Below are 25,420 nucleotides of genomic sequence, written 5' to 3'. Positions count from 1 at the left end.
CGAAACCTATTCCTCGCAGGGAAGGTCGCGCAGGGCCCGGCGCTCAAAGATACGGAAGATCTGCGTGTACCACAGGTCCTGGGTTGCCTGCGGCTTGACCAGAATAGTGTCAACGCCGGCAAAGTTACCGCTCCACACGTCCGTGTACAGCTGATCGCCGATCAGCACCGCCTCGTCTGCCGTGGCGCCAAGGCGCTTAAGACCCGCCTTCAAGGCAAACGGGGCGGGCTTCATGGCGTGGCTGATGGCCTCGAGTCCCAGCTCGCGTGCAGAGCTCATGACCTGATCGCGATGCCAGTTGTTGGACACCATGCACAGCTTAAAGCCTTTGGCGCGGGCGGTATCGAGCCAAGCGGAAACCGCGGCGGGAACCTGCTCGGTGTCGCGCGGAACCAGAGTGTTATCGCGATCGAGCAGAATGGCGCGTTTGCCGTCGGCCCACAGGGTATCAAGGTCGATGCGATCGACCGAGGCAACGTATCGTTTGGGGCTAAAAATCCTCATGCTAATTCCAAGACTGTTGATGCTCTTCGTAGGTTTGCGAGAAGTACTCCTCGTCCTGCGTAATGTAGAAATACAGGTCATCGGAGTCGGTCGGCTCAAGCGTGGCCTTGAGTGCCTCGAGCGACGGAGAGCAGATGGGCGTGGGTGGCAGGCCCTCGTGCTTATAGGTGTTATACGGGCTATCGCTCTGCAGGTCATCGGCGGTAACCTCGCCACCGGTGACATACATCATGGTCGCATCGCTGTTGAGATAGCGCAGACCGTCGAGCTTGCCGGCAAGGCGGTTGTAGAAGACCGAGGCCACGTGCGCACGTTGATCGGCGTTGAGGCCCTCGCGCTCAACGATAGAGGCCAAGTTGACGATGTCGTAGTCGGACATCTCCACACCGTAGCGTTCCTTGATCTTGGCTTCGCAGCTCGCAAAGTCAAGCGACTTGTACTCGGTCTTAAACTGATCGAGCATGGCGCGAATCACGTCATCAGCCGTCGGCGAATCGCCTAACGAATAGGTCTTGGGGAATAAGAAACCCTCGAGCGAATCGTTGGCGGCGCCCTTAAGGAAGCTATAGTCGTCCACGTAGTTAGAGGCCTTGGCCTGATTGAGGAAGTCTTCCTTAGAGATGCTGTCGTAGGCCTGGGCCACACGGTCCGCGACTTGATCGACTGTCAGGCCCTCAGGGATAGTCAGCGCATTGGAGCCCGCGTTGGGGCCTTCCATGAGCTGCTGGACGACCTTGGTCGCATCCATGAGCGTGGAGAACGAGTAGGTGCCAGGCTTAAGCGACATATCGGCGTTGAGCTTTTTCACCGCCGCGTAGTAATCCTTAGGATTTTCGACGATATGGTTCTCGGAGAGAATCGAGGCGATCGTATCGCCCGAAGCACCGTCGGGAATGGTCACCGTAACCTGCTGACCAGCCGCGACCTTCGTATCCTCACCGGTAAAGAAGCCCTTGACGGCAGGCACGACAAAGAAAGCGATAGTAGCAAGCGCGATTACGGCCACCACGACGCCGACAATCATGGGCACCGGGGAGCTTTTCTTTTGGGCACCGCGACGAGCATGCGTGTTGTAGCTCGAGCGGGCCGCCGGAGCAACGCCATGCGAACCGCGAGCGTGATGCGAATGCGATTGGGGGGCCTGCGTTCGCTGAGTAGGTGCCTGATGCTTAAAGCGAGCACCGCCTGCAGGCTGAGCCGAACGAGCAGCGGGCTGCTGAGCCGCGTGAGAAGCCTGATACTGAACCGAACGAGCAGAAGGCTGCTGACCCGTCCGTTGAACAGGTTGGGCCGAACGAGAGGAGGACTGCACCGGGCGCGCGGCAGATTGAGCTGCGCGCTGGGTCGGCTGTGCCGGACGCTGGCCAGGCTGGGCAGGGCGCGACGACGGCTGACGTGTACGATTCGGCTGGCGCGGATCGGGAGCGCTAGGCATGCGAAACCTCCTCGTTTTTACGATCAAGCCACGTCTGCAAAAACAGGCTGGCGGCAATCATGTCAATCTTGCCCCTCATCTGTTTTTCGTTGAGGCCCTGCTCGCGCAGGATACGCTTGGCCTCTTGCGAGGACAGGCGCTCGTCCTCAAACTCCAACGGAAGATCGAGCTCGTCGGCAATCTTTTGCGCAACAGCGGCAACACGCTCGGCCTGGGGACCGGGCTCACCGGCCATGGTCAGGGGACGCCCACTTACCAGGATATCGGGCTCATAGTCCTCGAGCAGGTAGCGGAACGTCTTGGCCATACCGGTGACCTCTGCAGCCGGGAGCACCTTGACAGGCATCGCCATCTTGCCATCACGGCTCGAGACGGCGATGCCGATCCTGGTCTCCCCTATGTCCAGCGCAAGCGCGACCACAGCGACTACCTAGATTCTTAGGCGCCGAGCGCGGTCTTAGCGGCCGCGAGGGCATCGGCGATGCCGGCGGCGTTCTTGCCACCGGCCTGGGCCATGTTGGGACGGCCGCCACCGCGACCGTCGACCAGGCCCGCGATCTGCTTGATCACGTTACCGGCGTGGAAACCGGCCTTGACGGCGTCATCGGAGCCGGCGGCGAGCAGGGCTGGGGTGCCCTTCTCGGTCACGCTGGCGACGACGCAGGCGACAGGACCGGCGACCTTCTGGTGCACGGTATCCCAGACGTTGCGCAGGTCGACAGCCTCAAGGCCCTGGAGCTCAGCGACGACGAGCTTGTAGCCGTCGAGCTCGACGGCGCCCTCGATGGCGCTGGAGATAGCGTCGGAGGAGCCACCGGTCAGCGCCTTCTTGAGCTTGTTGGAAGTCTCGCGCAGCTCGGCCTGCAGGTTCTCCACGCGGGCGGGAACCTCATCCACGCGGCACTTGAGCGCAGCAGCGGCGGCGTCGACGAGCGCCAGACGGTCGGCCATGTAGTCGAGAGCACCCTTAGAGGTCACGGCCTCAATACGGCGGACGTTGGAGCCCGTAGAGGACTCGGAAATGATCTTGAACAGGCCGATCTCGGCGGTGTTGGCGGCATGGGTGCCACCGCAGAGCTCACGGGAGAACGGCTGGTCCTCGGCGCCCACGGAGACAACGCGGACGACGTCGCCATACTTCTCGCCAAACAGGGCGACAGCACCGGCGGCCTTGGCCTCGTCGATGCCCATGACGCGGGTCACGACCGGCTTGGAGGCGAAGATCTGCTGGTTGACCAGGTCCTCGACAGCCTTGAGCTGCTCGGAGGACAGGGCCTCGAAGTGCGTGAAGTCAAAGCGCAGGTGCTCGGGCGTCACCAGCGAGCCAGCCTGGGAGACATGCTCGCCCAGGACCTGCTTAAGCGCAGCGTCGAGCAGGTGGGTGGCGGTGTGGTTGCGGCGCAGGAAACCACGGCGCTCGGCGTCGAGCGCGGCGGTCACGGTAGTACCGACGGTCAGCGTACCCTCGGCAACGTGGGCGACGTGAGCATACAGGCCATTGTGGTTCTTGGTATCGGAAACGGTCAGCGCAACGCCCTCGGCGAAAAGCTCGCCGGCATCGCCCTGCTGGCCACCCATCTCGGCGTAGAACGGGGTGCGGTCGAGCACGACCTCGACGTCCTCGCCCGCAGCGGCGGACTCGACGGACTCACCGTTGCGAACGATAGCGACAACTTTGGCATCCTCGATCACATCGTTGTCATAGCCGTCGAACTCGGTCGCGGCAACCTTGTCGGAAAGCTCGACCCACACGTCGTTGAAGCTGCCCCAAGCATCGCCCTTGGCGTTGGCGCGAGCGCGGGCCTTCTGGTCCTCCATGCAAGCGGTGAAGCCGTCCATATCGACGTTGTGACCGGCGGTGCCGGCGATCTCGACGGTCAGGTCGATGGGGAAACCAAAGGTGTCGTGCAGCTTAAAGGCAACATCGCCCGGAAGCACAGCGCCCTCGGCAAGCGCTGCCAGGGCCTCATCCAGGTAGACGCGACCGTTGTCGAGCGTCGTGGAGAAGCGCTCCTCCTCGGAAGCGACGATACCCTTAACGAGCGCGACGTTCTTGAGCAGCTCGGGATAGGCCTCGCCCATCTGGGCGTTGACCTCGTCAATGAACTTGGTCAGGAAGGCGCCCTCGATGCCCAGCAGGCGACCGTGGAACACGGCGCGGCGGAGCAGGCGGCGAAGGACGTACTCGCGACCCTCGTTGCCGGGCAGGATGCCGTCGGAGATCATAAAGTCGACGGCACGGGAGTGGTCGGCGATGATGCGCAGGGAGCGGCTAGCACCGGAGTAATCGTCGGCGTCATAGGTCTTGCCGCTGATCTTCTCGCCCAGCTTGATGAGGTGCTGCATCAGATCGCCGTCGTAGTTAGCGGTCTTGTGCTGCATGATGGCGGCCATGCGCTCCAGACCCATGCCCGTATCGAGGTTGCGGTGCGGCAGCTCCGGCATGGAGCCATCCTCCTGGCGGTCGTACTGGGTAAAGACGAGATTCCAGAACTCCAGGAAGCGGTCGCAGTCGCAGCCGGGCTTGCAGTCGGGGCTGCCGCAGCCGACCTCCTCGCCCATGTCAAAGTAGATCTCGGAGCACGGACCGCAGGGGCCGGTGGGGCCAGCGGCCCAGAAGTTGTCGTCCTCGCCCAGGCGGGAGATGTGATCCTCGGCAACGCCCAGGGAGCGCCACACGTCATGAGTCTCGTCGTCCTCGGTAAAGACGGTGAAGTACAGGCGATCGAGCGGCAGCTTGAACTCCTTGGTAATGAGCTCAAAGGCCCAAGCGCAGGCCTGCTGCTTGGAGACGCCGCCAAAGGAGAAGTCGCCGAGCATCTCGAAGAAGGACAGGTGACGGCCGTCTTCGCCGATGCAATCGATGTCGTTGGTGCGGACGCACTTCTGGCAGGAGATCGCGCCGATCTCCTTCATGGTCTTCTTGCCCTGGTAGTACTCCTTAAACTGGTTCATACCGGCGTTGGCAAGCAGCAGCGAAGGGTCGTCGGGGACGAGGGACGAAGAAGGATAGAGCTTAAGACCGCGCTCCTCAAAGAAGTTAAGGAACTTGGAGCGGATCTCGGCCGTAGTCATTGACGGGTAGTCAGCACTCATAGAGGGAATCTCCTCGATTTCACATCGAAACAGTTCAAACGTAACGATATTACCATCCCACCGCGCCTGTGCAAAAAAGAGGGCCGGCACAATGCCGGCCCTTCAGCGAAATTGCATGTTAGCGCGTATGAATGTTAGCCCGAATTACCCCGCTACTTGTCGTCATCGTCCATGGAGCCGTCGATGCCGGTTTTGGTATCGTCGTCAGTGTTGGAGTCATCGTCCTTGGCAAAGGGGTTCTTGAAGAAGCCCGTGGCATCGGGCTGCAGGCCAGAGAGCTTAATCCAGGGATTATCAAGCTCGGGCTTGGGCATGGCCTTGGCCTCGGGCGCAGTCTCGTTGCCGATGAGCTCGGACTCGTAAATGAAGGTGTCATCGCCGAGCGCATCGTAGGCGGCGACCGGGTTGCCATCGGCATCGCGGTACGGCGTGCCCTTAAACACGGCGCCGTCATAAGCCACAAGCTGGCGGCCGGTCTCATTCTCGAAGTAGTACACGAAGATACCCTTGAGGGCCGCACACAGCGGGATGGCAATAATCATGCCGATGGGGCCCATAAGTGCCGAGCCAATAACGAGCGCCGTGAGGCTCATGATGGGATGCACCTGAACCGAGCTCTGCATGACCTTGGGCGAAATCACGTTATCGGTAACGTTTTGCGCGACCATCGTCACGACGAGCGTCCACAACGCCAACATGGGGCTGAACATGAAACCGAGCACCGTGGCGATTGCTGCGCTCACCCAGGGACCGACGACCGGAACCAAATGCATGATGCCGGTAAAGATAGCCATGAGCGCCGCATACGGATGGCCGATGATAATAAAACCGATAAAAGCGAGGAAACCACCGCAGATGGACGTCACGACCATACCGCACATGTAGCCGCCGACAGAGCGAGAAAGGATGGCGACCATAAAGCGGTACGAGGTCTCCTTCTCCTGACCGATGATGGTGCAAATCTCGTGGTGCATGCGAGGGTAGTCGCAGGCCATCCAGTACGCAAGCACCAGACCAAGGAAGAGCACGAACAACTGCGAGGCCGTATTGGTGATGAGCGGGAACACACCGCGGCCAAGCTCGGCAGCGATCTGAGACACGTACTTCGATGCCACGGTAACAAGCGACGAAAGATTATCGTCCAGATACTCCTTGAGCGGCGTGTTGTTAAGCGTCTTGGCATGCGAGATCATCTCGTTGAGGTCGCCACCCGCAACACGAAGCTGCTCAGGCAGGCGGCTCAGGACTTCCATGATCTGACCAAAGAGAATCGGCGACAAGATACAAACGACACCGACGAGCACGGCAACAACAACAATTAGCGCGATAAGCGAACCGATGCCGCGATTCACGCCATGGTGCTCGAGCCAGTTGGTGATCGGGGACATCACAAAAGCAATGATGGAGCCGACGGCAAGAAACTCAATAACCGGTGCCAGGATGCCCATAAGGTTAAAGATGACAGCGGCGATGACAATGCAGCCGACAACAGCCCAAATGCGAAGCGTCAGAATGCGGGTGTCGCGCAGCACGCGATCGATTTGTTGGGGGTGCTCACTCATGAACGAATCATCACTCCGTCGGGGTCGATCTTATCTTGAATCTTCTTAAGGGTACGGCGCAGCAGGCGCGAGACCTGCACCTGCGAGATGCCAAGCTTCTTGGCAATCTCGATCTGGGTCATGCCCTTAACGAAGCGCAGCTCGATAACCTCGCGCTCGCGCGGCGAGAAATCGCGGATGGCTTCCTCGATTACCAGGCGGTCATCGGTAAAGTCGAGCTCGTTGTCGTCGTCGACATAGCGATCGAGAATCGAAGGCGCATCATCGGAATCGGACGCACCGGGGGCCTCGATGGGCACCGAGGTGTAGGCCGAGGACGACTCCATGGCTTCGAGCACCTCGTCGACGGTCACGTCCAGGTATTCGGCGATTTCCTCAACCTTGGGCGAACGCTGCAGCTCGTTGGTGAGCTTATCGGTAGCCTGGTTGACCTTGGCCGAGAGCTCCTGCAAACGACGGGGCACGCGCACGCTCCAGCCCTTGTCGCGGAAGTGGCGCTTAATCTCGCCCAAGATGGTGGGCGTGGCAAACGTCGTGAACTCGAGTCCGCGCTCAGGATCAAAGCGATCGATAGCCTTGAGCAAGCCCAAGTACCCGACCTGCAAAAGGTCATCGAGCGGCTCGCCGCGGTTCTTAAATTTGTTGGCAAGAAACCTTACCAGGTTCATATGGGACATGACGAGCTGCTCGCGAGCATCCGGATCGCCGGTCTCCTTATAACGACGAAACAGCTCGCGGGTTTTCTCCTTGTCCCAAGCGGTCTTGCCGCTCCGGGAACGTTCGGTCATATTAGATATCCGCCTTGAGGTCGAGGGAAAGCGTTAGGGGCGCCGCAGTCTTTTCGTAGGAATCGCACACGCTTGCAAGAATGAGCTCGGCATACACAGCAGCCTGGTCATCCTCGTCGACGGTGGCCTGTTCCCCAAAGGTAAAGGTCATGCCGACGTGAGATTCGTCCACATCGAAATTGATCGTGATGTCGTCGCAGTCGACCGCGGTGCACCCAAAGATGAAGGCTTCCTCGGCAGCCATGCGGATATCCTCGATGCGATCGACGGACATAGAGCACAGGGCGCCGACGTTGGCGGCCGTCATGCGCACCAAGCGCGCGAGACGAGGATCACCGGCAACGCTCAGCGTGATGGGGCAGGTTGCTTCACTACTCATCGCAGGACTCCTCGGAGGTCTCGGCAGGCGTATAGGTGTAATACTGAGCAGGCTTGGCTGCGGGCTTCTGAACATCATCGTCGTCAGCAGCGGCCTCGTCCCCGGTTTCGCCAATTAGGACGCGCTCAGTCGGCTGCTCGGCTTCGGCGGCAGCGGAAAGTTTGCGCTCGGCGTCGGCTGCGGGGGCTTTCACCTTATTAAAGAGCTTCTGAACGGCACCAGCCGCAGAATCAGTCACGCTCGATACGGCATTACTGGCCTCGGCCATGCTGCCCGTAACCTCGGAAATGTCGCGAACGACCGCCTCAACCTCAACGAGGTTAGACGTCAGGGCGTCAACGGCAGTCTTGCTCGACTTGAGGAGCGGCTCCATCTGGGCAAGTGCCGGCGTAAGCTCGTCAACGGCGCCATCGAGCTTTGCCACCACGGGCTGTGCCTCGGCGAGCGTATTATTGAGGTCGCTCACCGTCTTGTCGAGCGAGTCGACGACGGTGCGGGTCTTGCGCAGCGTGAGCGCGAGCTCGACAACAGCCCACACGCCGGCAACGGCGAGCACCAGCAGGGCGATTTGAATGGGACTCATACAAGCCTCCCGAAAGAATCGAAATACAGACGTTTTTCATGGTACCCCAAAGAAGGGCAAAGATACCCAAAGGGAATGTGCGAGGCGCCAATGGCCTACTTGGGAGCGTTGCCGCTACGGTCGCGCTCGCTTTGCTCCACACGCCACTCTTCCCAACCGCGGCCGGCAGGCTGCCAGAACGCGCCGCGCTCCAACCCCTCGGGCAAATAGCGCTGATCGACCCAGCCTTCGGGATAATCGTGCGGGTACTTGTATACACCATACTCGTCGCTGCCGGGACGGTGACGATCGCGCAGGTAACTCGGCACCTCGCGAAGACCACTGCTGTGGATATCGGCCAGCGCCGCATCGATCGAGGCCTCGCACGCGTTGGACTTAGGCGCCAGGCACACATAGAGCGCAGCCTGAGCCAGGTTGATGCGACACTCGGGATAGCCAATGACCTCGGCAGATTTAAATGCGGCATGTGCCACCAAAAGCGCCTGCGGGTCGGCGTTGCCAACATCCTCGGAAGCCTGAATAATAATGCGGCGAGCGATAAACTTGGGATCCTCCCCTGCATCGATCATGCGCGCGAGCCAATAGATCGTGGCATCGGGGTCGCTGCCGCGCATAGATTTAATAAACGCACTGATAATGTCGTAGTGCATGTCACCGTTTTTGTCATACGAAAAACCACGACGCGGATTGGCGATCTTCACGTCATCCACGGTAATGGGATAGCGTTCCCCCGCCGCCGGCGCTGGCGTTCCCTCGGTATCGGGACGCGTAACGGCAATCTCACTCGCAAGCTCGAGCGTCGTGAGCGCCGAGCGCGCATCACCCGCGGCCAGCGTGCAAATGGTCTTGACTGTATCCTCATCGGCCGAGAACTTACCGTTTAAACCCTGCGGCGCCTCGAGCGCACGCTCAATGAGCATGGCGATATCCTCGTCCTTCAGGTGCTCAAGCTCTACCACACGCCCACGCGAGAGCAATGCCGAGTTGACCTCAAAGTACGGGTTTTCCGTCGTGGCGCCAATCATAATGACGGTGCGGTTCTCGACCGCATGCAGCAGGGCATCTTGCTGCGACTTCGAAAAGCGATGGATCTCATCGATAAACAGAATGGTGCGGCGGTCGTAGGTGTTCAGACGGGTCTTAGCCTCATCGATTACGCGGCGCAGGTCCTTCACAGTGCCCGTCACGGCGCTGACCTCGACAAACTCGCTCTTGGTATGGTTGGCGATAATGTGGGCCAGCGTCGTCTTGCCCGTGCCAGCCGGGCCGTACAGAATCACGCTCGACAGCACGTCATGCTCAATCGCGGCGCGCAGCCACGAGCCCTTACCGACGGCCTTTTGCTGGCCCACATACTCGTCGAGCGAATTGGGGCGCATACGCACCGCAAGCGGCGCATTTTTAAAGGAGCGCTCGCGCGTCGAAGCAGAAAAAAGGTCGTCCATAGCCATCCCGTGCATTAATCAAAATCGTTGTTGACCAATAGTATACCGAAAGGATACGAACTACCGTTCGTTAATATAGGTGCGGTGCGGAAACTTTAGACCTGGGAACAATTTGCTCGTCAGCTCGCAGAAATAACCATCCGTCATGCTTGCGATGTAATCGACGACGGCCTGATCCTTGTCGTCCTGCCAGGCATAGGTGCGATCGTAGTAGGAAAGCTGCTGCTCAATGCGCGAAACATGATGCTTAAAGATGTAAGAGAACTCGTCGCCTTTATTTAGATCCTGCAGGCAACGGTCGTAGAGCTTTTCGAAAGCCTCACGCAACTCTGCCTCAGAATCGCCTTCGATACCGCCCTTGCTATAGATCTTCTCGTAGTTCTCGCGCTTCGCCCGGCGGATCTCCTCAAACAGGTCCTCGCTCATCTCGATACGCGGTTTGCCATAGCTATGCTCAACGATATCGATGGAAGCGTGCGTGAGAATCCAGCTGTTATAGGCGCCGCCCCGACCATCGTCAAAAGCGTCGGGCGACAGCAGGCCCGCCGCAATGGCGTCCTGACGATCACGACCGACGTAGGCGAGGATATCCGAGATACGCACCACACAGCCCTCGAGGGTCATGGGGCGCAGGTGCTCGATCGCGCCATAGCCCGTGGCGATGCAGTCCTCGACGGTACGGTCGAACTGGTCAAACGACGCCATGTCCGAGAGTTCAAAGACACGCTGCTCGTACTCGCCGTTATGGCACAGCACGCCGTCGAGCGTCTGGAGCGACACGTTGCGGCCGTACAGCGCGTCGAGCACGCGGACGGACTGCACGTTATGGAAAAAATAACGACCCGTACGCTCGTGATAGATTTCGCTGAGGAAACGCTCGCCGGCATGGCCAAAGGGCGTGTGGCCCAAATCGTGGCCCAGGCCAATCGCCTCGATCAAATCGCTGTTGAGGCCCAGGGCACGGCCGATATCGCGGGCAATGCGCGAGACGAGCTGCACATGAAGGCCGCGCCGCGACAGGTCGTCGTTGCTGCGAAAGCTAAAGACCTGCGTTTTGCCTGCATAACGCGTGTACGCAGGAAGATGAAGAATCTTTTCGGTATCGCGCATAAACGCCGGACGCATAAGCGTGCCTTTGTCGGCAGCGCGATCTATACGACGAATGACCTGGTCGTCGCAGCATCGATAAGGATTAACGACACCCGAGGCGCGGTCGGCGGCGATACGCTCGACCAGCTCGGGCGACAACGCCGCGGGAATGCGGTCCATGCGCGCCTTAATGACGGCCGTTTCTTGATTAGTTGCCATGGCATGCTCCTTAAAAAGGATGCGCAATCGGTTACAATGTCCAGCCCACGACCTCGATTATGGCAAATATCGGCACCAAAAACGGGAGCAATGGCAGGGAGCGCGATTTTGTAAAGAGGCAGGAGAGGGCCAGGACCAGGAGCGCGACGGCAAATGCCACGATGCCGCCCAGAGGGTCGAGCGTGCAAAGCGCGAAAAGCGCCTTGGCATCCCCCATGCCGATGCCGGGGGCCTGGCGGAAACGCCGCCAAAGCGACTCGGTCAGCACAAGGGAAAGGTACACGATAACGGCAGGACCGGCGTGGTCAAGCGCCGTGTTCAAGCCCCTGTCCAGCCAAACGCCTGCAAACGCCGCCACGGCGCATGCGGCGGCAAGCGCGTTGGGAAACCGCCGTTCACGGACATCAATCACCGCACCGGCAAAGGCGCAGATCCAAAAGGGAATATAGACCATTGAACACCTCCCGGGGCAGTCACTCAAAAGCAAAAACCACCACAGAGGTGCCTGTCCCCTTCGTGGTGGTTTTGGTGGTGGTTATTTAGCGCCCTGCATGACCTCGTCGAGGGTAACGCTGACGGCATGCTGCGTCGGGACCCAGTCGACCTTCAGGAACAACGCAGCCACCGTAATGGGGATATAGCTGAACATAAAGATCGGGAAGGTAAACAGGTTGGTCACCAGGCGCCACTTTTGCGCGCAATGGATGTGCTTGTACTCAAAGATAGTCGTGAGCAGCGCCAGGATAAAGAAGGTCTGATACATCATGACGAAGGTCATGATGAGCGAAGCGGCACACGCCTGCATCTCGACCTCGGTAGCTAAGAAGCCGTGGGAAAGACCGCCAACAATGAGGAACGTCGCATTGGCAAGCATCGAAATCAGCGATAGCAGCATACCCGGTGCGATTGTCATGAACATGTCGTAGGCAGCGAAGCGATGATAGCGGAAGGTTGACTTGACCAGATGCTTACCGTAGGTAAAGAAGACCTGGTAGAAGCCCTTGGTCCAACGCATACGCTGTTTCCAAGAAGCCTTAAACGTCACAGGCTGCTCGTCAAAGAACTCAGCCGGCGCATAGCCAATACGAATGCCGTGAATGGCACAGAACGTCGTGAACTGAATATCCTCGGTCAGCGTGTGGAACTGCCAGCCGTGCATGCCCTCGATAACACTGGCTGAGATGAGGTAGCCCGAACCCGAGACAGCACAGGACGTCTTGCAGATGTTGCGCGCGTTGTTGAGGAAACGCGCCTCGCGCAGATACCAAGTGGCATTCGCTGCCGAGATCCACGAGCTTCCGAAGTTCTTGGAGTTACGATAGCTCGTGACCACATGGAAGCCCTGGTCAAAGGCATCATTCATCTTGGACACATAATCGCGGGCGATAACATTATCGGCATCGAAGATAAAGTAACCTTCAAAGGTGTCGGGATACTCGTTAAGGATACGGTCGAAACCAAAGTCCATGACCCAACTCTTGCCTTTACGGGCCAGGTCATTGCGCTCGTACACAATGGCGCCCGCCTCGCGCGCGAGCTGCGCCGTGTTGTCGGTGCAAGCATCGGCGACGACAAAGACCTCGATAAGCTCTGAAGGATAATCCTGGTCCTTGATGGAGCGAACGAGGTTGGCAATCACGGCCTCCTCGTTATGCGCCGCGATAAAGAAGGCATAGCGGTGCAGCTTTTTGGCCTTGGGAGGCGCGACCTCGCCGCGGAGAGCACCGATGACAAAGAAGACCACCTGGTACAAGAAGCAGACCGTGAGCAGCGTGACGACAATCTGGTTGAAGATCACGATGGGTGTGTTGGTTTGTAAAAAGGCGAGCATGCAGGCTCCCAGGAACGTGTTACGTAAACAATCGTATATCTTACCGCAGGCTTACCGAGTTCAAGAAACCACCTAATACTGGCTAGGCTTCGAGCAGGCCGAGCTGCGGTACGATTTCGTCGCCGGCAGCAGTGCGACCAAGCGAACGCGGGGCTAAGTCGTCGAGGACGGCGGCGAGATCCCACGGCAGCTCGTCGCGGCACTCAATGCGCTCTCCCGTCACGGGATGATCGAACGCCACACGCCAGGAATGGAGGAACTGCCTGGTCAGGCCCTGATCGGCGCGCGCATCGCACTTGCCGTAAAGCGGATCGCCCACGCAAGCGTGGTTGATATGGCGCATGTGCACACGAATCTGATGCGTGCGGCCGGTAAAAAGGTGGCACTCGACGAGCGTGTAGCCGTCGTCGAAACGCGTGGAATCAAAGCGCTCGAGCACCTTGAAGGTCGTGATGGCCTGGCGCGCAAAGGGGTCATCAGAAACCGCCATCTTCACGCGGTCGCGCGTTGAGCGGGCAATACCGGTGTTGATAGTGCCCTCGTCCATGGCGATGTGTCCGTGAACGAGCGTAATGTAGCGGCGGTCGAGCGTACGCGTACGGATGAGATTTTGAAGCGCGCGCTGGGTGTCGTCGTCTTTTGCCGCGAGCATAAGGCCCGAGGTATCGCGATCCAGGCGATGCACGATGCCGGGGCGGTCCTCACCCTGCACGGTGCCCAGATGGTCGATACCGCAGTGATAGACCAGGGCATTCGCGAGCGTACCGCTCTCATGACCATGCGCAGGATGGCACACCAGGCCGCGCTGCTTGGAAAGCACGATGAGGTAATCGTCCTCGTAGCGGATATCGAGGGGAATGGCCTCGGGAATCACGTCAGTCGGATCGTGAGGCTCGGGCAGGTCAACCGAGATGCGGTCACCGGCGCGTACGGCATACTTTTTTGACAAACAGGTCTCGCCGTTCACGATTACGGCGCCGCCCTCGATCAGATGCGCGCAGGCAGAGCGCGTAGGGCAGCCGTCATTGGCGCCCAGATAGGCGTCAAGGCGCTGACCAGCGGCATCGTCGGCAACAAGGATATGGATGTCGGCCATTAGCGCTCATTCCTTTCGCGAATCTTGCGGGCACGCTCCCCACGCTGCTTGGCTTTGCGCTTGGCGCGGGCCTCGTCACGAGCGTTAAGCTCGGCGGTCGCATCGACCTCACGGGCCGCAGGACTCAAGAACATGTAGCCGATGAGGGCAAGCACCACACCGACCGTAATGCCGACATCGGCCACATTGAAGACGGGGAAGTCGATGAAGGTGGTGGCAATAAAATCGGTCACAAAGCCAAAAGCCAGACGGTCGATCGCATTGCCAATGGCGCCGCCCACGACCATAGCCATGCCCACAACCTCAAAGCGAGCAAGCTGGGGCGCGCGAAGCAAGTACACCGCGATCGCAACGATAACGACAAACGCCAGCACGGCAAACGCGAGGCCATGTCCCTCGCCCATGCTAAAGGCAGCACCGATGTTACGCACGAAAAGGAAGTCGATCACACCGGGGATAACAGTCACATGTAGAGCATCGCCGACGGCACGAACCGCAAGCTTGGTCAGCTGGTCAACAAGCAGCACGGCCAACGCCACGCTACCAGCAACACCCAACCGCCAACGCAAAGGCGGCGTCATATCCCCAGTACGACCCAAATCAATCCCCTACCCTCAAGAACATCGAATTACGTTTAACGCAGTAGATAATCATACATTGACGCAGGCAAGAAGCGACAAATCTCCCAAGAACGGAAACACCGCAGGTAGAGCATAAATGAGCGAGCGGGTCGCATTTGAGACAAGGTGACGTGAAACGAAAGGGCGCTGACCTTCTGGTCGCGCCCTTGAAGTTGAACGTCAGATTGTCCAAATGCGGCCCGCGCAGCGTCGGCAGGTCCGCCGTTCGGTAGAACGGCGGAACCTAAAGGGCATTCGCACACCTCTCGCAGATGTGAGCGTGACCGTTGTACTCGCCAACGGTGGTGCGGTAATTCCAGCAACGGTCGCAGCACTCGCCCTCGGCAGCCTCGATGGCAACGGAGAGGTCCTCGCCCTGGGTCAGTTCAACAGCGGAGACGATGTAGAACTCGGCCAGGTCGACGGCCTTGTCGCCGGTCAGCAGCGCATACATCTCGGCGGGAACGACTGCCTTGACGCGGACCTGCTGGCTCTTAGTGAAGGTGCCGGCGGAGCGGGCATCCTCAAGGGCCTTGGTCACGGCGCTACGGAGCTCGAGCGAAGCCTCAAGCACGCCCTCAAACTCATTGGCCTCGTCGACCGTAATGGGCGACTTATACCAATCGAGCAGCGCGGCGTACTTCTGGTGATCGACGCAGCCGGTGGGTGCATAGGCCATGGCCTCGTCGACCGTGTAGGACAGGATCGGCTGCAGGTCGCGCATGAGCATCGAGAAGAGCTCGGCAAGCACGGTCTGGGCGCTCCGGCGCTCGAGCGAGCCGGGCTTCTCGCAGTACAGACGGTCCTTCAGGGCGTCGAGATACACGTTGGACAGCTCGGTAACCACAAAGTCGTAAAGCGCACGGTAGGCGCGCGGGAACTCGTAGCTAGCGTAGGCGTCGTCGACCTCGGCCTGGACCTGGGTCAGGCGGGCAACCATGAGCTTGTCGAGCGGCAGCAGGTCGGCAAAGGCGACGCCGTCGGTCTCGGGCTCAAACTGACCCTCGAGCTCGGAGAGCAGGAAGCGCAGCGTGTTGCGGAAACGACGGTAGGCATCGGACGTACGAGCAAGAATCTCGTGGTCGATGGACACGTCGGAGCTGGTATCGACGGAAGCAACCCACAGGCGGATGATGTCGGCGCCCATCTCGTCACAGACCTTGTTGGGGTCGATAACGTTGCCGAGCGACTTGGACATCTTGCGGCCCTGGCCGTCGAGGGTAAAGCCCTGCGAGACGACCGCCTTGTACGGAGCGTGGCCGTTGGCGCCCACCGAGGTGAGCAGTGAGCTCTGGAACCAACCGCGGTGCTGGTCAGAGCCCTCGAGGTAGACGTCCGCCGGGTACTCCAGCTCGGGACGGTACTCGCAGACGGCCTTCCAAGACACGCCGGAGTCCCACCACACGTCAAGGATGTCCTTATCGGCCTTGAGGTGATGGCCACCGCACTTGGGGCAGACGCAGGCCTCGCCCAGGTAGCTCTCGGGAGCGTCGGTGAACCAGGCGTCGGAGCCCTTCTCGTGGAAGAGCTTGATGACGGCGTCGAGCGTGGCGTCGTTCATGACCTTCTCGCCGCAGTCGGCGCAGGTGTAGCTGGGGATAGGCACACCCCAGTTGCGCTGACGGCTGATGCACCAGTCGGGACGCTGCTCGACCATGGCGCCAATGCGGTTGGCGGCGTGGGCCGGATACCACTTGACGTTCTCGCGGACCTCTTTGCCAGCCTGCTCGCGCAAGCCGGTCTTGTCCATCGAGACGAACCACTGGTCGGTAGCACGGAAGAGCACCGGGTGCTTGCAGCGCCAGCAGTGCGGATAGCTGTGCGTGATCTTCTTCTCGAGGACCAGGGTGCCACGCTCGCGCAGGAACTCGATGATGTGCGGGTTGGCCTCATCGGTGTCCATACCGCTGAAGGGGCCGCCGGTGCCAAACTCCTCGCCGGTGTAGAACTTGCCGTCGTCATCGACCGGCATGCAGATGTCGGTGATGCCCTCCTTGAGGCAGGCAAAGTAGTCGTCGACGCCGTGGCCGGGCGAGTTGTGGACGATACCGGTACCGTCATCGACGCCGACGTAATCGGCCAGCAGCGCCACGCCCTCAACGCCGTCAAAGATCGGCTGCTTGTAGTGGATGTGGTGGAAGGTCTCGGCGGGAACCACATAGGGCTTGCCGTCGACCATAACCGGGGTGTACTCCCAGCCAAACTCCTCGCAGCACTTGGGAGCCAGGTCCTCGAGCATGACCTCGGCACGGCCCTCGTGCTCAACGGCGACATAGGCGGCGCCGGGCTTAAGGGAAACGGCCTGGTCGGAGGGGATGGTCCACGGCGTGGTCGTCCAGATGATGAAGTCGACCGGGCCGTCGAAGTCCTCGAGGCCGGCGGGCTTGGAAGTCATCTCAAAGCGCACGAAGATGGACGGGCTCGTCTCGTCGGAGTACTCAATCTCGGCCTCGGCCAGCGCGGTGTGGCAGTGCTTGCACCAGTGAACCGGCTTGTGGCCGCGATAGATCATGCCCTTATCGAACATGGCCTTGAAGACCTCGATGTCGGCGGCGTCATGCTGGTGATAGAGCGTCAAATAGGGGTTGTCCCAGTCGCCGAGCACGCCCAGACGACGGAAGCCGGCCTTCTGCAGCTCGATGTTCTCGACAGCGAACTTGTTGCAGAGCTCACGGATCTTGGCCGTGGAGGTCTGGTTGAACTTCTCGGTGCCGAGCTTCTCCTCGACCTTGTGCTCAATCGGCTGACCGTGGCAGTCCCAACCGGGAACATAGGGAACCTCATAGCCCTGCATCATCCAGTAACGGTTGATCATGTCCTTGGAAATCTTGTTCATGGCATGGCCGATGTGGATCGGGCCGTTGGCGTACGGAGGACCGTCGTGCAGCACGAACTTCTTGTGACCCTCGTTCTTCTTCAGAACCTGCTCGTAGACCTTGTTGTCCTGCCAGTCCTTGAGTCGCTTGGGCTCGGACTTGGAAAGACCGGCACGCATGGGAAATCCGGTTTTAGGCAGATTCATCGTCTGCTTGTACTCGTTTGCCACGGTACCCCTTTCTTGTCATGGGCGCGCACGCCCTCTGGGCACCAAAAAAGCGCCCGTCCCTACAAGCTGGGACGAAGCGCCACAAACGGGCTGCACGCCCGCAAAAGCTCTTCGCTTAACCACCCAGCTTAGATGCCCTCGCCCGCGTATTCGCGCGCTCGCATCCGTTACTCGGCTGGTCTGTATCGACGACCATCTCGGCGATGTCTACTAAGACGAACCTGCGCGGCACGTCCGTTGGGACCGCAGCTCCGGGGTGATTTTCATCGGTCGCATGCACGGGTTCTCAGCGCTCCCCGCTCTCTGTGGCATGCGGACGGCCGACTACTCGTCCCCATCAACGCTTATGCGCTGTATGGTAACACGGTCAACGCCGGCGAAAAACCCTCAACATCGGTTTCATACTTTAGAAACTTCTCGCGATCGCAAGCACTCACTTGGAGCAAAATACCTGAAAGCACTTTATCTAACGAAAGAAGGCTGCTATGCGCACGATTGGAATGAGCGACTACACCGTCGGCGAGGACTGCTTTGACGAGCTGCCCGGCGCACTGGACGAGTACGGAGCGACCAAGGTCGCGATTATCGGTGGTAAACGAGCACTGGCAGCGGCGCTTCCCGGTATCGAAGCGGCGCTGGAGGGCACCGACGTCGAGATTCTGGAGACGCGCGTCTACGGCACCAACAGCACGCGTGCCAATATCGCCAAGGTTGTGAACTCCCCTGCCTGCCAAGAAGCCGACGTTCTTATCGCATGCGGCGGCGGCAAGGCGCTCGACACCGTCAAGACAGCGGCCATCGAGCTCAAGAAGATCGTCTTTACGGTACCGACGATCTGCTCCAACTGCTCGGCCGCGACCGCCATTGCCGTTGTCTACAACGACGACGGCTCGCTCGAGGGCTATTCGTACCCAAACCGCCCCGCGCACATCTTCATCAACCCCAAGATCATCGCCGAGGCTCCGGCGGAGTACTTCTGGGCGGGCGTGGGCGATGCCCTGTCCAAGCAGCCCGAGGTCGAGTACGCCACGAGCGCCGGCAACCTGGAGCACACCGCCGGACTTGGCCTGGCACTCGCCCACACCTGCTCCGAGCCGCTGTTTACCTATGGCGTGCAGGGTCTAGAGGACGTGCGCCAGGACCTGTCGAGCGAGGCCGTCAAGCAGATCGCGCTCGACATCGTGGTCAACACGGGCTATGTCTCGAACCTGACCAACCAAAACGATTACTACTACAACTCGAGCGTGGCGCATGCGTTCTACAACGCCACGTGCAGCATCCCGCGCGAGGGCTCCTACCTGCACGGCGAGGTCGTGAGCCTGGGCGTGCTCGTGCTGTTTGCCTATACGGGCGATACCGAGAACCTTGAGCGCTACGCCGCCTTTAACAAGCAGATGGGGCTGCCCGTGACGCTTGAGCAGGTCGGCCTTTCCGAGGCCGATATCCCTGCCCTGTGCGAGTTCGCACACGCCACCAACGAGTGGAAGCAAGGCAATCCCGAGCCTTTCACCGACGAAAAGTTCGCCGCCGCCATCAAGGCCGCCAACGCCTACGGCCACACGCTCTAGCTCTAGGCCAAAACCGCCACAAAGGGGACAGGCACCTTTGTGGTGGTTTTATATTGCTCCAGTATTCAGTTCGTACTCGAACCCGATTCTTTACGAGAAAGGGTTCGGGTACGTTTTTTGTTTATCGGAAATTCTGCGGAAGGACTACTCGGAACGGTAAACAGGAACGAACAAAAGGCAGGATATCATCGTGGTGATGGTATCCTACCTTTTGTTTTTCGGGATCAAGGTCGGTTTGTGCGAACTTGATCGCCACCCATATGACGCATTGATGGCAATTGCTGCGTACGTGCGTACCGGGAGCCAGTACACCTCTGGCAAGGCGTAGCACACTAGACTTTGTTCCAAAGTCCGCGTGCTAAGGGGGCAGGCCCCTTAGAATTCCTGTGGAGTGCGTACGCACGTATGCAGGAAAACGGCAATATTTCGCTATATCAGGGCGTTCTTTCATTGGAGAGTATGGTATACACGGCTTAGTTCAACAAATTAGATTTTATATATAAAGGAGAATATTGATGAAACTGTTTTTATGTTCGCACTTTTCAAGTGTAGGAAGTCTGATAAAGGAAGAAATTGAAAATAAAAAAGTCGCATTTATTCCAACAGCTTCGCTGCGTGAAGGCTACACCGGTTATGTCGGCTCGGCTCGAAAATTATTCAAAAAGTTGGGAGCAATCGTAACTGAAATTGATATTTCAACGGAGGCTTATTCAACGATACAGTCTCTTTTTGAAGATGCGGATGTGATCTATTTTACCGGCGGAAATTCTTTTTTCCTTATAGACCAGCTCCGTAAAACGGGAACGGATGAGCTGTTGAAGAAAGAATTGGCAAAGGGAAAACTGATGATTGGTGAATCGGCAGGTGCGATTGTATGCGCTCAAAGCATCCAATATATCGAGCAAATGGATGAAAAGCCGGAGGACTACTCACAAGAAGATGATGCAGGGCTTGATTTAATTGATTTCTATGTTCTTCCGCATTATCTCACAGCACCATTTAAGAAAGTTACCGAGAAAATAATGACTGAGTTTTCGGATTTGAATCTATGCCCAATTAACAATCGTCAGGGAATTGTAATTGATGGTGAAGGTTCAAAGGTTATTTGCAAAGACTAATTTAAAATTCCAGTTTGCTGCACTCGTTCCTAGCAGGGTTTGGGGCAGGCACGCCCCAACAAGAAGCCGTCCCAAAGGGGCAAGAATGGGGACTGCGGACGATTTCTTGGACCGTTACGCGGCCCTTCCCAGCGCGGAGCGGAACTCGGCCGGGGTGCGGCCACCGAGCGCATCGCTGCGCCTCTCCGTATTGTATCGGCCGATCCAGCCCCCGAGTTCCTCGATGAAGCGGGCGGGGGTCCAGTCCGACCAGTCCCTGCCGTGCCAGAACTCCTTCTTGAGCAGGCCGAAGAAGCCCTCCATCGCCGCGTTGTCCGGGCTGCAGCCCTTGGCGGACTGGATTGGCTACGCTGATGTGGACAGTTCCGGGAGAGGCGCAAGAGACGGGAAGGCCGTGTGCGCGTTCCTGCGCGAGGGCCGTGGGGAGGGGCTGCATGGGTACGGCGCCTGTCAACTCGGTCTACGTCTTTGATGACCGGGTCGTACTCAATATCAACTTCACGGATGATGCCAAAACGGTCACCCGTGAGGAAGTGTTGGGTTCGAGTGCTGTGGACAATGTTCCAGTATGCTGGGATCGAACTCGCTAGCCGGAATCACACGGTACCCGTGACGCAGCAGCAGATCGACAAAAACACCATTGCCCACAGTGAGCGTGCCGCTAAAGGTACCATCGTAGACGCGACCCGCACCGCACGAGGGGCTACGGTCCTGTAAGACGCACGCAGCGATCTCGGACGGGCCGCCCGCCTGCTCGCACATATCGAGCGCGCGCTCTGCACCCAGGCGAAACTCGCGATCGACCGAGATGCCCTCGCAGGTACAAACCTCGCCATTCACAATCTCGGACGGCTTGCGCGGTGTGGGCAAGCCGCCAAAAACCTCGGGGCACACCAACAGGACCTCGGTCCCTGTGCGTTCGCAGGCCTCGACCAACGCGCGATGGTAATTGTCGAGCCCGTTATATTTGCAGCTCTCTCCCATCAAGCAGGCACTCACCACGATCTTCATACATATCCCTCCCAAACAAAACGCCCCATTTGAGATAGAAACTCAAATGGGGCGTTCGACGTTGTGCAACCAGCCTTACTGCTGCTTTGGCATCAGCGGATTCTCGCGCGTGAGGAGATTCATGAACTCCTCGCCCGTGATCGTCTCCTTCTTGTACAGATAACGAGCCAGCTCATGGAGCTTAAACTTGTTCTCCTTGAGGATCTGCAGGGCGCGGTCATGTGCGTCCTCGATCAGCTTGGCGACGATCGCGTCGACGCGCTCGGCCGTACCGGGGGCACAGGTGAGCGACGTGTCCTGGTTGAGGTAGGCATTCTGAACGGTACCGAGCGCCATCATGCCAAACTCTTCCGACATACCAAAGCGCGTCACCATGTTGCGGGCGAGCTTGGTGGCCTGCTCGATATCATTGGCCGCGCCAGTCGTCATCTCACCAAAGATGAGCTCCTCGGCAGCACGTCCGCCGCAGTAGACAGCGAGCTTGTCGAGCACCTCCTGGCGCGTGGTCAAGAAGCGCTCGTCCTCCTCGACCTGCATGGTGTAGCCCAGAGCACCGCTCGTACGCGGCACGATGGTGATCTTCGTAACCGGCGCAGAACCCTTCTGGCGGGCGGCAACGATGGCATGGCCGATCTCGTGATAGGACACGACCTGTTTCTCGTGATCGGACAGCACCGTGGACTTACGCTGCTGGCCGGCGATGACGACCTCCACCGACTCCTCGAAGTCGTCCTGGGTTGCACGCTTGCGACCCTCGCGAACGGCGCGCAGGGCGCCCTCGTTGATGATATTGGCCAGGTCGGCGCCCGAGGCTCCGGGCGTGGCGCGGGCAATCGCGGTCAGATCGATCGGCGGCTCGGTCTTCACACTCTTGGCGTGAAGCTCGAGGATGTTCTTGCGGCCGGTCAGGTCGGGCAGCTCAACGGGGATGCGGCGGTCAAAACGACCGGGGCGCAGCAGAGCGGGATCGAGGCTGTCAGGACGGTTGGTGGCAGCGAGGACGACGATACCCTTGTGGTTGTCGAAGCCATCCATCTCGGTCAGCAGCTGGTTGAGCGTTTGCTCACGCTCGTCGTTGCCGCTAAAGCCGCCACCGTCACGCTTTTTGCCGATGGTATCAATCTCATCGATAAATACGATACAGGGGGCCTTTTCCTTGGCCTGCTTAAACAGGTCACGAACCTTAGCAGCGCCGCGACCAACAAACATCTCAACGAACTCAGAGCCTGAAATGCTAAAGAACGGAACACCGGCCTCGCCGGCAACAGCCTTGGCAAGCAGGGTCTTACCGGTACCCGGAGGGCCAACAAGAAGAGCGCCGCGCGGCAGTTTGGCGCCGATTTCCTCGTAGCGCTGCGGTTTCTCCAAAAAGTCGACGACCTCCTTGAGAGACTCCTTGGCCTCTTCCTGACCGGCGACATCCTTAAAGGTCACGCCCACGTCCTTGGAAGCAATCACGCGCGCGCCGGACTTACCCAGTCCACCGCCGCCAAAACCGCCGCCGCCAAAGTTCATCGACGGACCGTCATCGCCCATGGCCTTCTTCATACGGCGGTTGAGCCACCAACCGATGAGGAAGAAAATCGCCATGGGAAGAACGAGCGTGAGCAAGTAGTAGGTCATCAAACCCGAGTTTTTATCGGGAACGACCGACTCCAGCGAAGCGCCAGACTCAAGCACGCGATCGGTAAAGCCCGCATCGTTCGGCACACCGGTCGTCTTATAGGCGATGTTCTCGTCCTCGCCCTTCTTGGTGTAATAAATCGAGTAATCGTCCGTGTTGTACTCGACCTTGTCGACACTCTTCTTATCGAGCGCTTTGACAAACGTCGAGTAATCGGTCTTCGTAATCTGCTGCGTGTGACCGATGTTAGGGAACAGAACGGTCGAGAGCACGAGGTAGACGACGAAGGCGATGAGCACGTAGAGGATCATATTCCGTCTACGTTTATTGTCATCCATCTCCATCTGCTTGAACTCCATCTACTGGGGTTGATAATGCTAACTAGAATACCCAACCCGGCCGGCGATAAACCGACGCCGGGCACGAAAGGATAGAGATGGCATCACTCGAAGTCGGCAAGGTTCAGATCTATACGGGCGACGGCAAGGGTAAAACCACGGCCGCGCTGGGACTGGCGATGCGCGCCACGGGATATGGGCTCGACGTACTCATGCTGCAGTTTGCCAAGAAGCTGCACTGCGCCGAACATGACGCAGCACCTCGATTGGAGCTACGCATCGTACAGGCCGACCGCGACACGCCCGAAGCCTGTGCCACACAGATCATGGAGCTGGCGCGGGAGCAGATTGGCCAGGTCGACGTGCTGATCTTGGATGAGCTGGGAGAAGCCATGCGACGGGGCTTTGTGACGCGTGAAGATGCCGAAGCGTTGATCGCGATGAAACCGACCACCACGGAGCTCGTGCTCACCGGCCGCGGATTGCTGCCCCTCGCCGACCTTGCCGACCTAGTAACCGAAATGCGCCCCGTCAAACACTACTTCGACGAAGGCCTCCTAGCCCGCCAAGGCATCGAATACTAAATGATCCGAAGGGGACGGAGGAAAACGGATCATTAGGCGGTGGCGCGGCCGAGCCAGTTGCCGCTGTGGTGGTAGATGGTAAACATCGTGGCCGTGATGAGCCAGGTTACGGGGTAAACCAGCAGCAGGTGCTCAAGCGACGGATCGAACGGCATAATCGCAAACACCCAGATCACCCTGAGCACGACGGTGCCAAAAATCGTGAGCAGCATGGGCTGCAAGCTCACGCCGGCGCCGCGAATGGAGCCCGACGCATTTTCGATAATCGAGAAGATCGCGTAGAACGGCGCGATGAAATGAAGAATCGTCGTGGTGTACGCCGAAATCGAAGCATCGTCGACAAACAGACGCGACAACGGGCCCGAGAACACCATCAGCACGGCAGAGAGGCCACCGATCAGCGCAAACGAAAGCACGAGCGACGTGTGGTAGCCCTTGCGCATGCGCTCGTAATTACGCGCGCCAAAGTTCTGCGCCGAGAACGTAGTGATCGATACGCCGAGCGCCTCGGTCACCATCCAGATAATGCCATCCAGGCGCCCAGATAGACCCCATGCCGTGGTGACATCGGCACCAAACGAGTTGACCGACATCTGGATCAGCACGTTCGAGATCGAATAGGCAGCCGATTGAAAACCGAGTGGCAGACCGCACGAGATCATACTCTTACAAATACCGCGATCGATGCCGAGCTTAGACAGCGAAAGACGCCATGCACCCGGAGCGCGCATCATGCGCAACACGATCATCGTTGCATTGGAGCAAATGGTCAGCGCTACCGCGATGCCGCAGCCCAGCGCCTCCATATGCAACACAGCAACAAAGATGATATCCAGCACCACGTTAACAAGGCAGCCAGAGGCAATGATCACAGCGGGACCGCGCGTATCCCCCACGGCACGCAGCAGTGCGGTTCCCATATTAAGCAGCAGTGCCGCAACCATCGCGGCAAAATAACAGCGAGCATAGGCAACGCCCTCGGCAAGTAGCTCGTGCGGCGTATTCATCAACACCAGCATGGGCTCGACAAAAACCATGCCAAGAATGGAAACGACGATGCCGCCCACCAAAGCAAGCGTCATGGCTGTATGGACCGAACGGCTCAGACGCTCGCTATCGTGCTGGCCAAAAAACTGACCCGTGATAACGGCACAACCGGCGCCAACGCCAACGCAAAAACCAATGCAGAGCTCGGTGAGCACCATCGTGGCTTGAATGCCGCCAAGCGCAAGCTTGCCGCCAAACTGACCGACGATATAGGTGCCGATAAGCGTGTAAGCCTGCTGAAAAAACGAACTAAAAAAGATGGGAACGCACAGCGACAGCAATTGCTGCCAAATGACACCTTGCGTTACATCGATAGACGTAGATTTCTTAGCCACACGCCCTCCCCAAAAGCGCACGTCAACCGACAAAACAGCAATTTAAAACCAAAGCCAAAACTAGCTTAGCACCGACTGGCGGCGACCGAAACACCCCGAATC

The 25,420-nt window shown here is 58.9% G+C and carries 22 protein-coding genes; 3 read left to right on the top strand and 19 right to left on the bottom strand.

Going from position 1 to position 25,420, the window contains the following annotated elements; genetic code table 11:
* Positions 1-6: 6 nt before the first annotated feature.
* The 15 genes from DXC99_RS03950 to ileS form a co-directional block, all read right to left on the bottom strand.
* On the bottom strand, positions 7-504 hold the full coding sequence (locus DXC99_RS03950) for a YqeG family HAD IIIA-type phosphatase (protein WP_099431674.1): 498 nt from the start codon (positions 502-504) through the stop codon (positions 7-9).
* Between the two features lies 1 nt (position 505).
* Positions 506-1,939 carry an endolytic transglycosylase MltG gene (gene mltG / locus DXC99_RS03945; RefSeq protein ID WP_233505662.1) on the bottom strand — a complete coding sequence of 478 codons (1,434 nt, stop codon included), beginning with the start codon at positions 1,937-1,939 and terminating at the stop codon, positions 506-508.
* Complete coding sequence (gene ruvX / locus DXC99_RS03940) at positions 1,932-2,360, bottom strand: Holliday junction resolvase RuvX (protein ID WP_117629314.1); 429 nt, start codon at positions 2,358-2,360, stop codon at positions 1,932-1,934. Before ruvX ends, mltG begins: the two co-directional genes overlap by 8 nt.
* 17 nt (positions 2,361-2,377) lie before the next feature.
* Positions 2,378-5,035 carry an alanine--tRNA ligase gene (alaS, locus tag DXC99_RS03935; RefSeq protein ID WP_117629313.1) on the bottom strand — a complete coding sequence of 886 codons (2,658 nt, stop codon included), beginning with the start codon at positions 5,033-5,035 and terminating at the stop codon, positions 2,378-2,380.
* A gap of 152 nt (positions 5,036-5,187) precedes the next feature.
* Positions 5,188-6,597, bottom strand: coding sequence for an AI-2E family transporter (locus DXC99_RS03930; RefSeq protein WP_117629312.1), 1,410 nt, complete (start codon positions 6,595-6,597; stop codon positions 5,188-5,190).
* Positions 6,594-7,385, bottom strand: a complete 792-nt coding sequence (locus DXC99_RS03925) for a SigB/SigF/SigG family RNA polymerase sigma factor (RefSeq protein ID WP_117629311.1) — start codon at positions 7,383-7,385, stop codon at positions 6,594-6,596. The genes DXC99_RS03930 and DXC99_RS03925 overlap by 4 nt, the downstream gene beginning before the upstream one ends.
* A 1-nt stretch (position 7,386) precedes the next feature.
* The gene (locus tag DXC99_RS03920; RefSeq protein ID WP_117629310.1) at positions 7,387-7,764 is read right to left on the bottom strand and encodes an ATP-binding protein; all 378 of its coding nucleotides are present in this window, start codon (positions 7,762-7,764) and stop codon (positions 7,387-7,389) included.
* The gene (locus DXC99_RS03915) at positions 7,757-8,347 is read right to left on the bottom strand and encodes a hypothetical protein (RefSeq protein WP_117629309.1); all 591 of its coding nucleotides are present in this window, start codon (positions 8,345-8,347) and stop codon (positions 7,757-7,759) included. Before DXC99_RS03915 ends, DXC99_RS03920 begins: the two co-directional genes overlap by 8 nt.
* Before the next feature lie 95 nt (positions 8,348-8,442).
* Positions 8,443-9,792, bottom strand: coding sequence for a replication-associated recombination protein A (locus tag DXC99_RS03910; RefSeq protein ID WP_199408865.1), 1,350 nt, complete (start codon positions 9,790-9,792; stop codon positions 8,443-8,445).
* Between the two features lie 60 nt (positions 9,793-9,852).
* Positions 9,853-11,100: a deoxyguanosinetriphosphate triphosphohydrolase family protein gene (locus tag DXC99_RS03905; protein WP_117629307.1), complete on the bottom strand. Its 1,248-nt coding sequence runs from the start codon at positions 11,098-11,100 to the stop codon at positions 9,853-9,855.
* Positions 11,101-11,131: 31 nt separating this feature from the next.
* On the bottom strand, positions 11,132-11,554 hold the full coding sequence (locus tag DXC99_RS03900) for a prepilin peptidase (RefSeq protein ID WP_089571722.1): 423 nt from the start codon (positions 11,552-11,554) through the stop codon (positions 11,132-11,134).
* 81 nt (positions 11,555-11,635) lie between these two features.
* The gene (locus tag DXC99_RS03895; protein WP_117629306.1) at positions 11,636-12,931 is read right to left on the bottom strand and encodes a glycosyltransferase family 2 protein; all 1,296 of its coding nucleotides are present in this window, start codon (positions 12,929-12,931) and stop codon (positions 11,636-11,638) included.
* 82 nt (positions 12,932-13,013) lie between these two features.
* Positions 13,014-14,027, bottom strand: a complete 1,014-nt coding sequence (locus DXC99_RS03890) for an RluA family pseudouridine synthase (RefSeq protein ID WP_117629305.1) — start codon at positions 14,025-14,027, stop codon at positions 13,014-13,016.
* Positions 14,027-14,626 carry a signal peptidase II gene (lspA, locus tag DXC99_RS03885; protein ID WP_233505661.1) on the bottom strand — a complete coding sequence of 200 codons (600 nt, stop codon included), beginning with the start codon at positions 14,624-14,626 and terminating at the stop codon, positions 14,027-14,029. The genes DXC99_RS03890 and lspA overlap by 1 nt, the downstream gene beginning before the upstream one ends.
* 265 nt (positions 14,627-14,891) lie before the next feature.
* On the bottom strand, positions 14,892-17,669 hold the full coding sequence (gene ileS / locus DXC99_RS03880; protein ID WP_369831450.1) for an isoleucine--tRNA ligase: 2,778 nt from the start codon (positions 17,667-17,669) through the stop codon (positions 14,892-14,894).
* A 509-nt stretch (positions 17,670-18,178) separates the two neighbouring features.
* Here ileS and DXC99_RS03875 point away from each other — a divergent pair.
* Positions 18,179-19,261 carry an iron-containing alcohol dehydrogenase family protein gene (locus DXC99_RS03875; protein ID WP_117629302.1) on the top strand — a complete coding sequence of 361 codons (1,083 nt, stop codon included), beginning with the start codon at positions 18,179-18,181 and terminating at the stop codon, positions 19,259-19,261.
* Positions 19,262-19,776: 515 nt separating this feature from the next.
* The gene (locus tag DXC99_RS03870) at positions 19,777-20,379 is read left to right on the top strand and encodes a Type 1 glutamine amidotransferase-like domain-containing protein (RefSeq protein ID WP_117629301.1); all 603 of its coding nucleotides are present in this window, start codon (positions 19,777-19,779) and stop codon (positions 20,377-20,379) included.
* A 114-nt stretch (positions 20,380-20,493) separates the two neighbouring features.
* Here DXC99_RS03870 and DXC99_RS03865 read toward each other — a convergent pair whose 3' ends face one another.
* The 3 genes from DXC99_RS03865 to ftsH form a co-directional block, all read right to left on the bottom strand.
* Positions 20,494-20,721: an IS3 family transposase gene (locus tag DXC99_RS03865; RefSeq protein WP_369831449.1), complete on the bottom strand. Its 228-nt coding sequence runs from the start codon at positions 20,719-20,721 to the stop codon at positions 20,494-20,496.
* 177 nt (positions 20,722-20,898) lie between these two features.
* Positions 20,899-21,390, bottom strand: coding sequence for a DUF523 domain-containing protein (locus tag DXC99_RS03860; protein ID WP_117629300.1), 492 nt, complete (start codon positions 21,388-21,390; stop codon positions 20,899-20,901).
* Between the two features lie 75 nt (positions 21,391-21,465).
* Complete coding sequence (gene ftsH / locus DXC99_RS03855) at positions 21,466-23,358, bottom strand: ATP-dependent zinc metalloprotease FtsH (RefSeq protein ID WP_199408864.1); 1,893 nt, start codon at positions 23,356-23,358, stop codon at positions 21,466-21,468.
* 92 nt (positions 23,359-23,450) lie between these two features.
* On the opposite strand from ftsH, the gene DXC99_RS03850 reads away from it, so the two are divergent.
* Positions 23,451-23,936: a cob(I)yrinic acid a,c-diamide adenosyltransferase gene (locus DXC99_RS03850; RefSeq protein WP_117629298.1), complete on the top strand. Its 486-nt coding sequence runs from the start codon at positions 23,451-23,453 to the stop codon at positions 23,934-23,936.
* A 32-nt stretch (positions 23,937-23,968) separates the two neighbouring features.
* Here DXC99_RS03850 and DXC99_RS03845 read toward each other — a convergent pair whose 3' ends face one another.
* The gene (locus DXC99_RS03845) at positions 23,969-25,318 is read right to left on the bottom strand and encodes an MATE family efflux transporter (protein ID WP_117629297.1); all 1,350 of its coding nucleotides are present in this window, start codon (positions 25,316-25,318) and stop codon (positions 23,969-23,971) included.
* Positions 25,319-25,420: the final 102 nt, after the last annotated feature.

This window comes from Collinsella sp. TF10-11AT (assembly GCF_003437565.1).
Classification (GTDB): Bacteria; Actinomycetota; Coriobacteriia; order Coriobacteriales; family Coriobacteriaceae; genus Collinsella.
The sequence above is the reverse complement of the archived record's forward strand: the minus strand, read 5'-3'. Positions and strand labels throughout refer to the sequence as shown.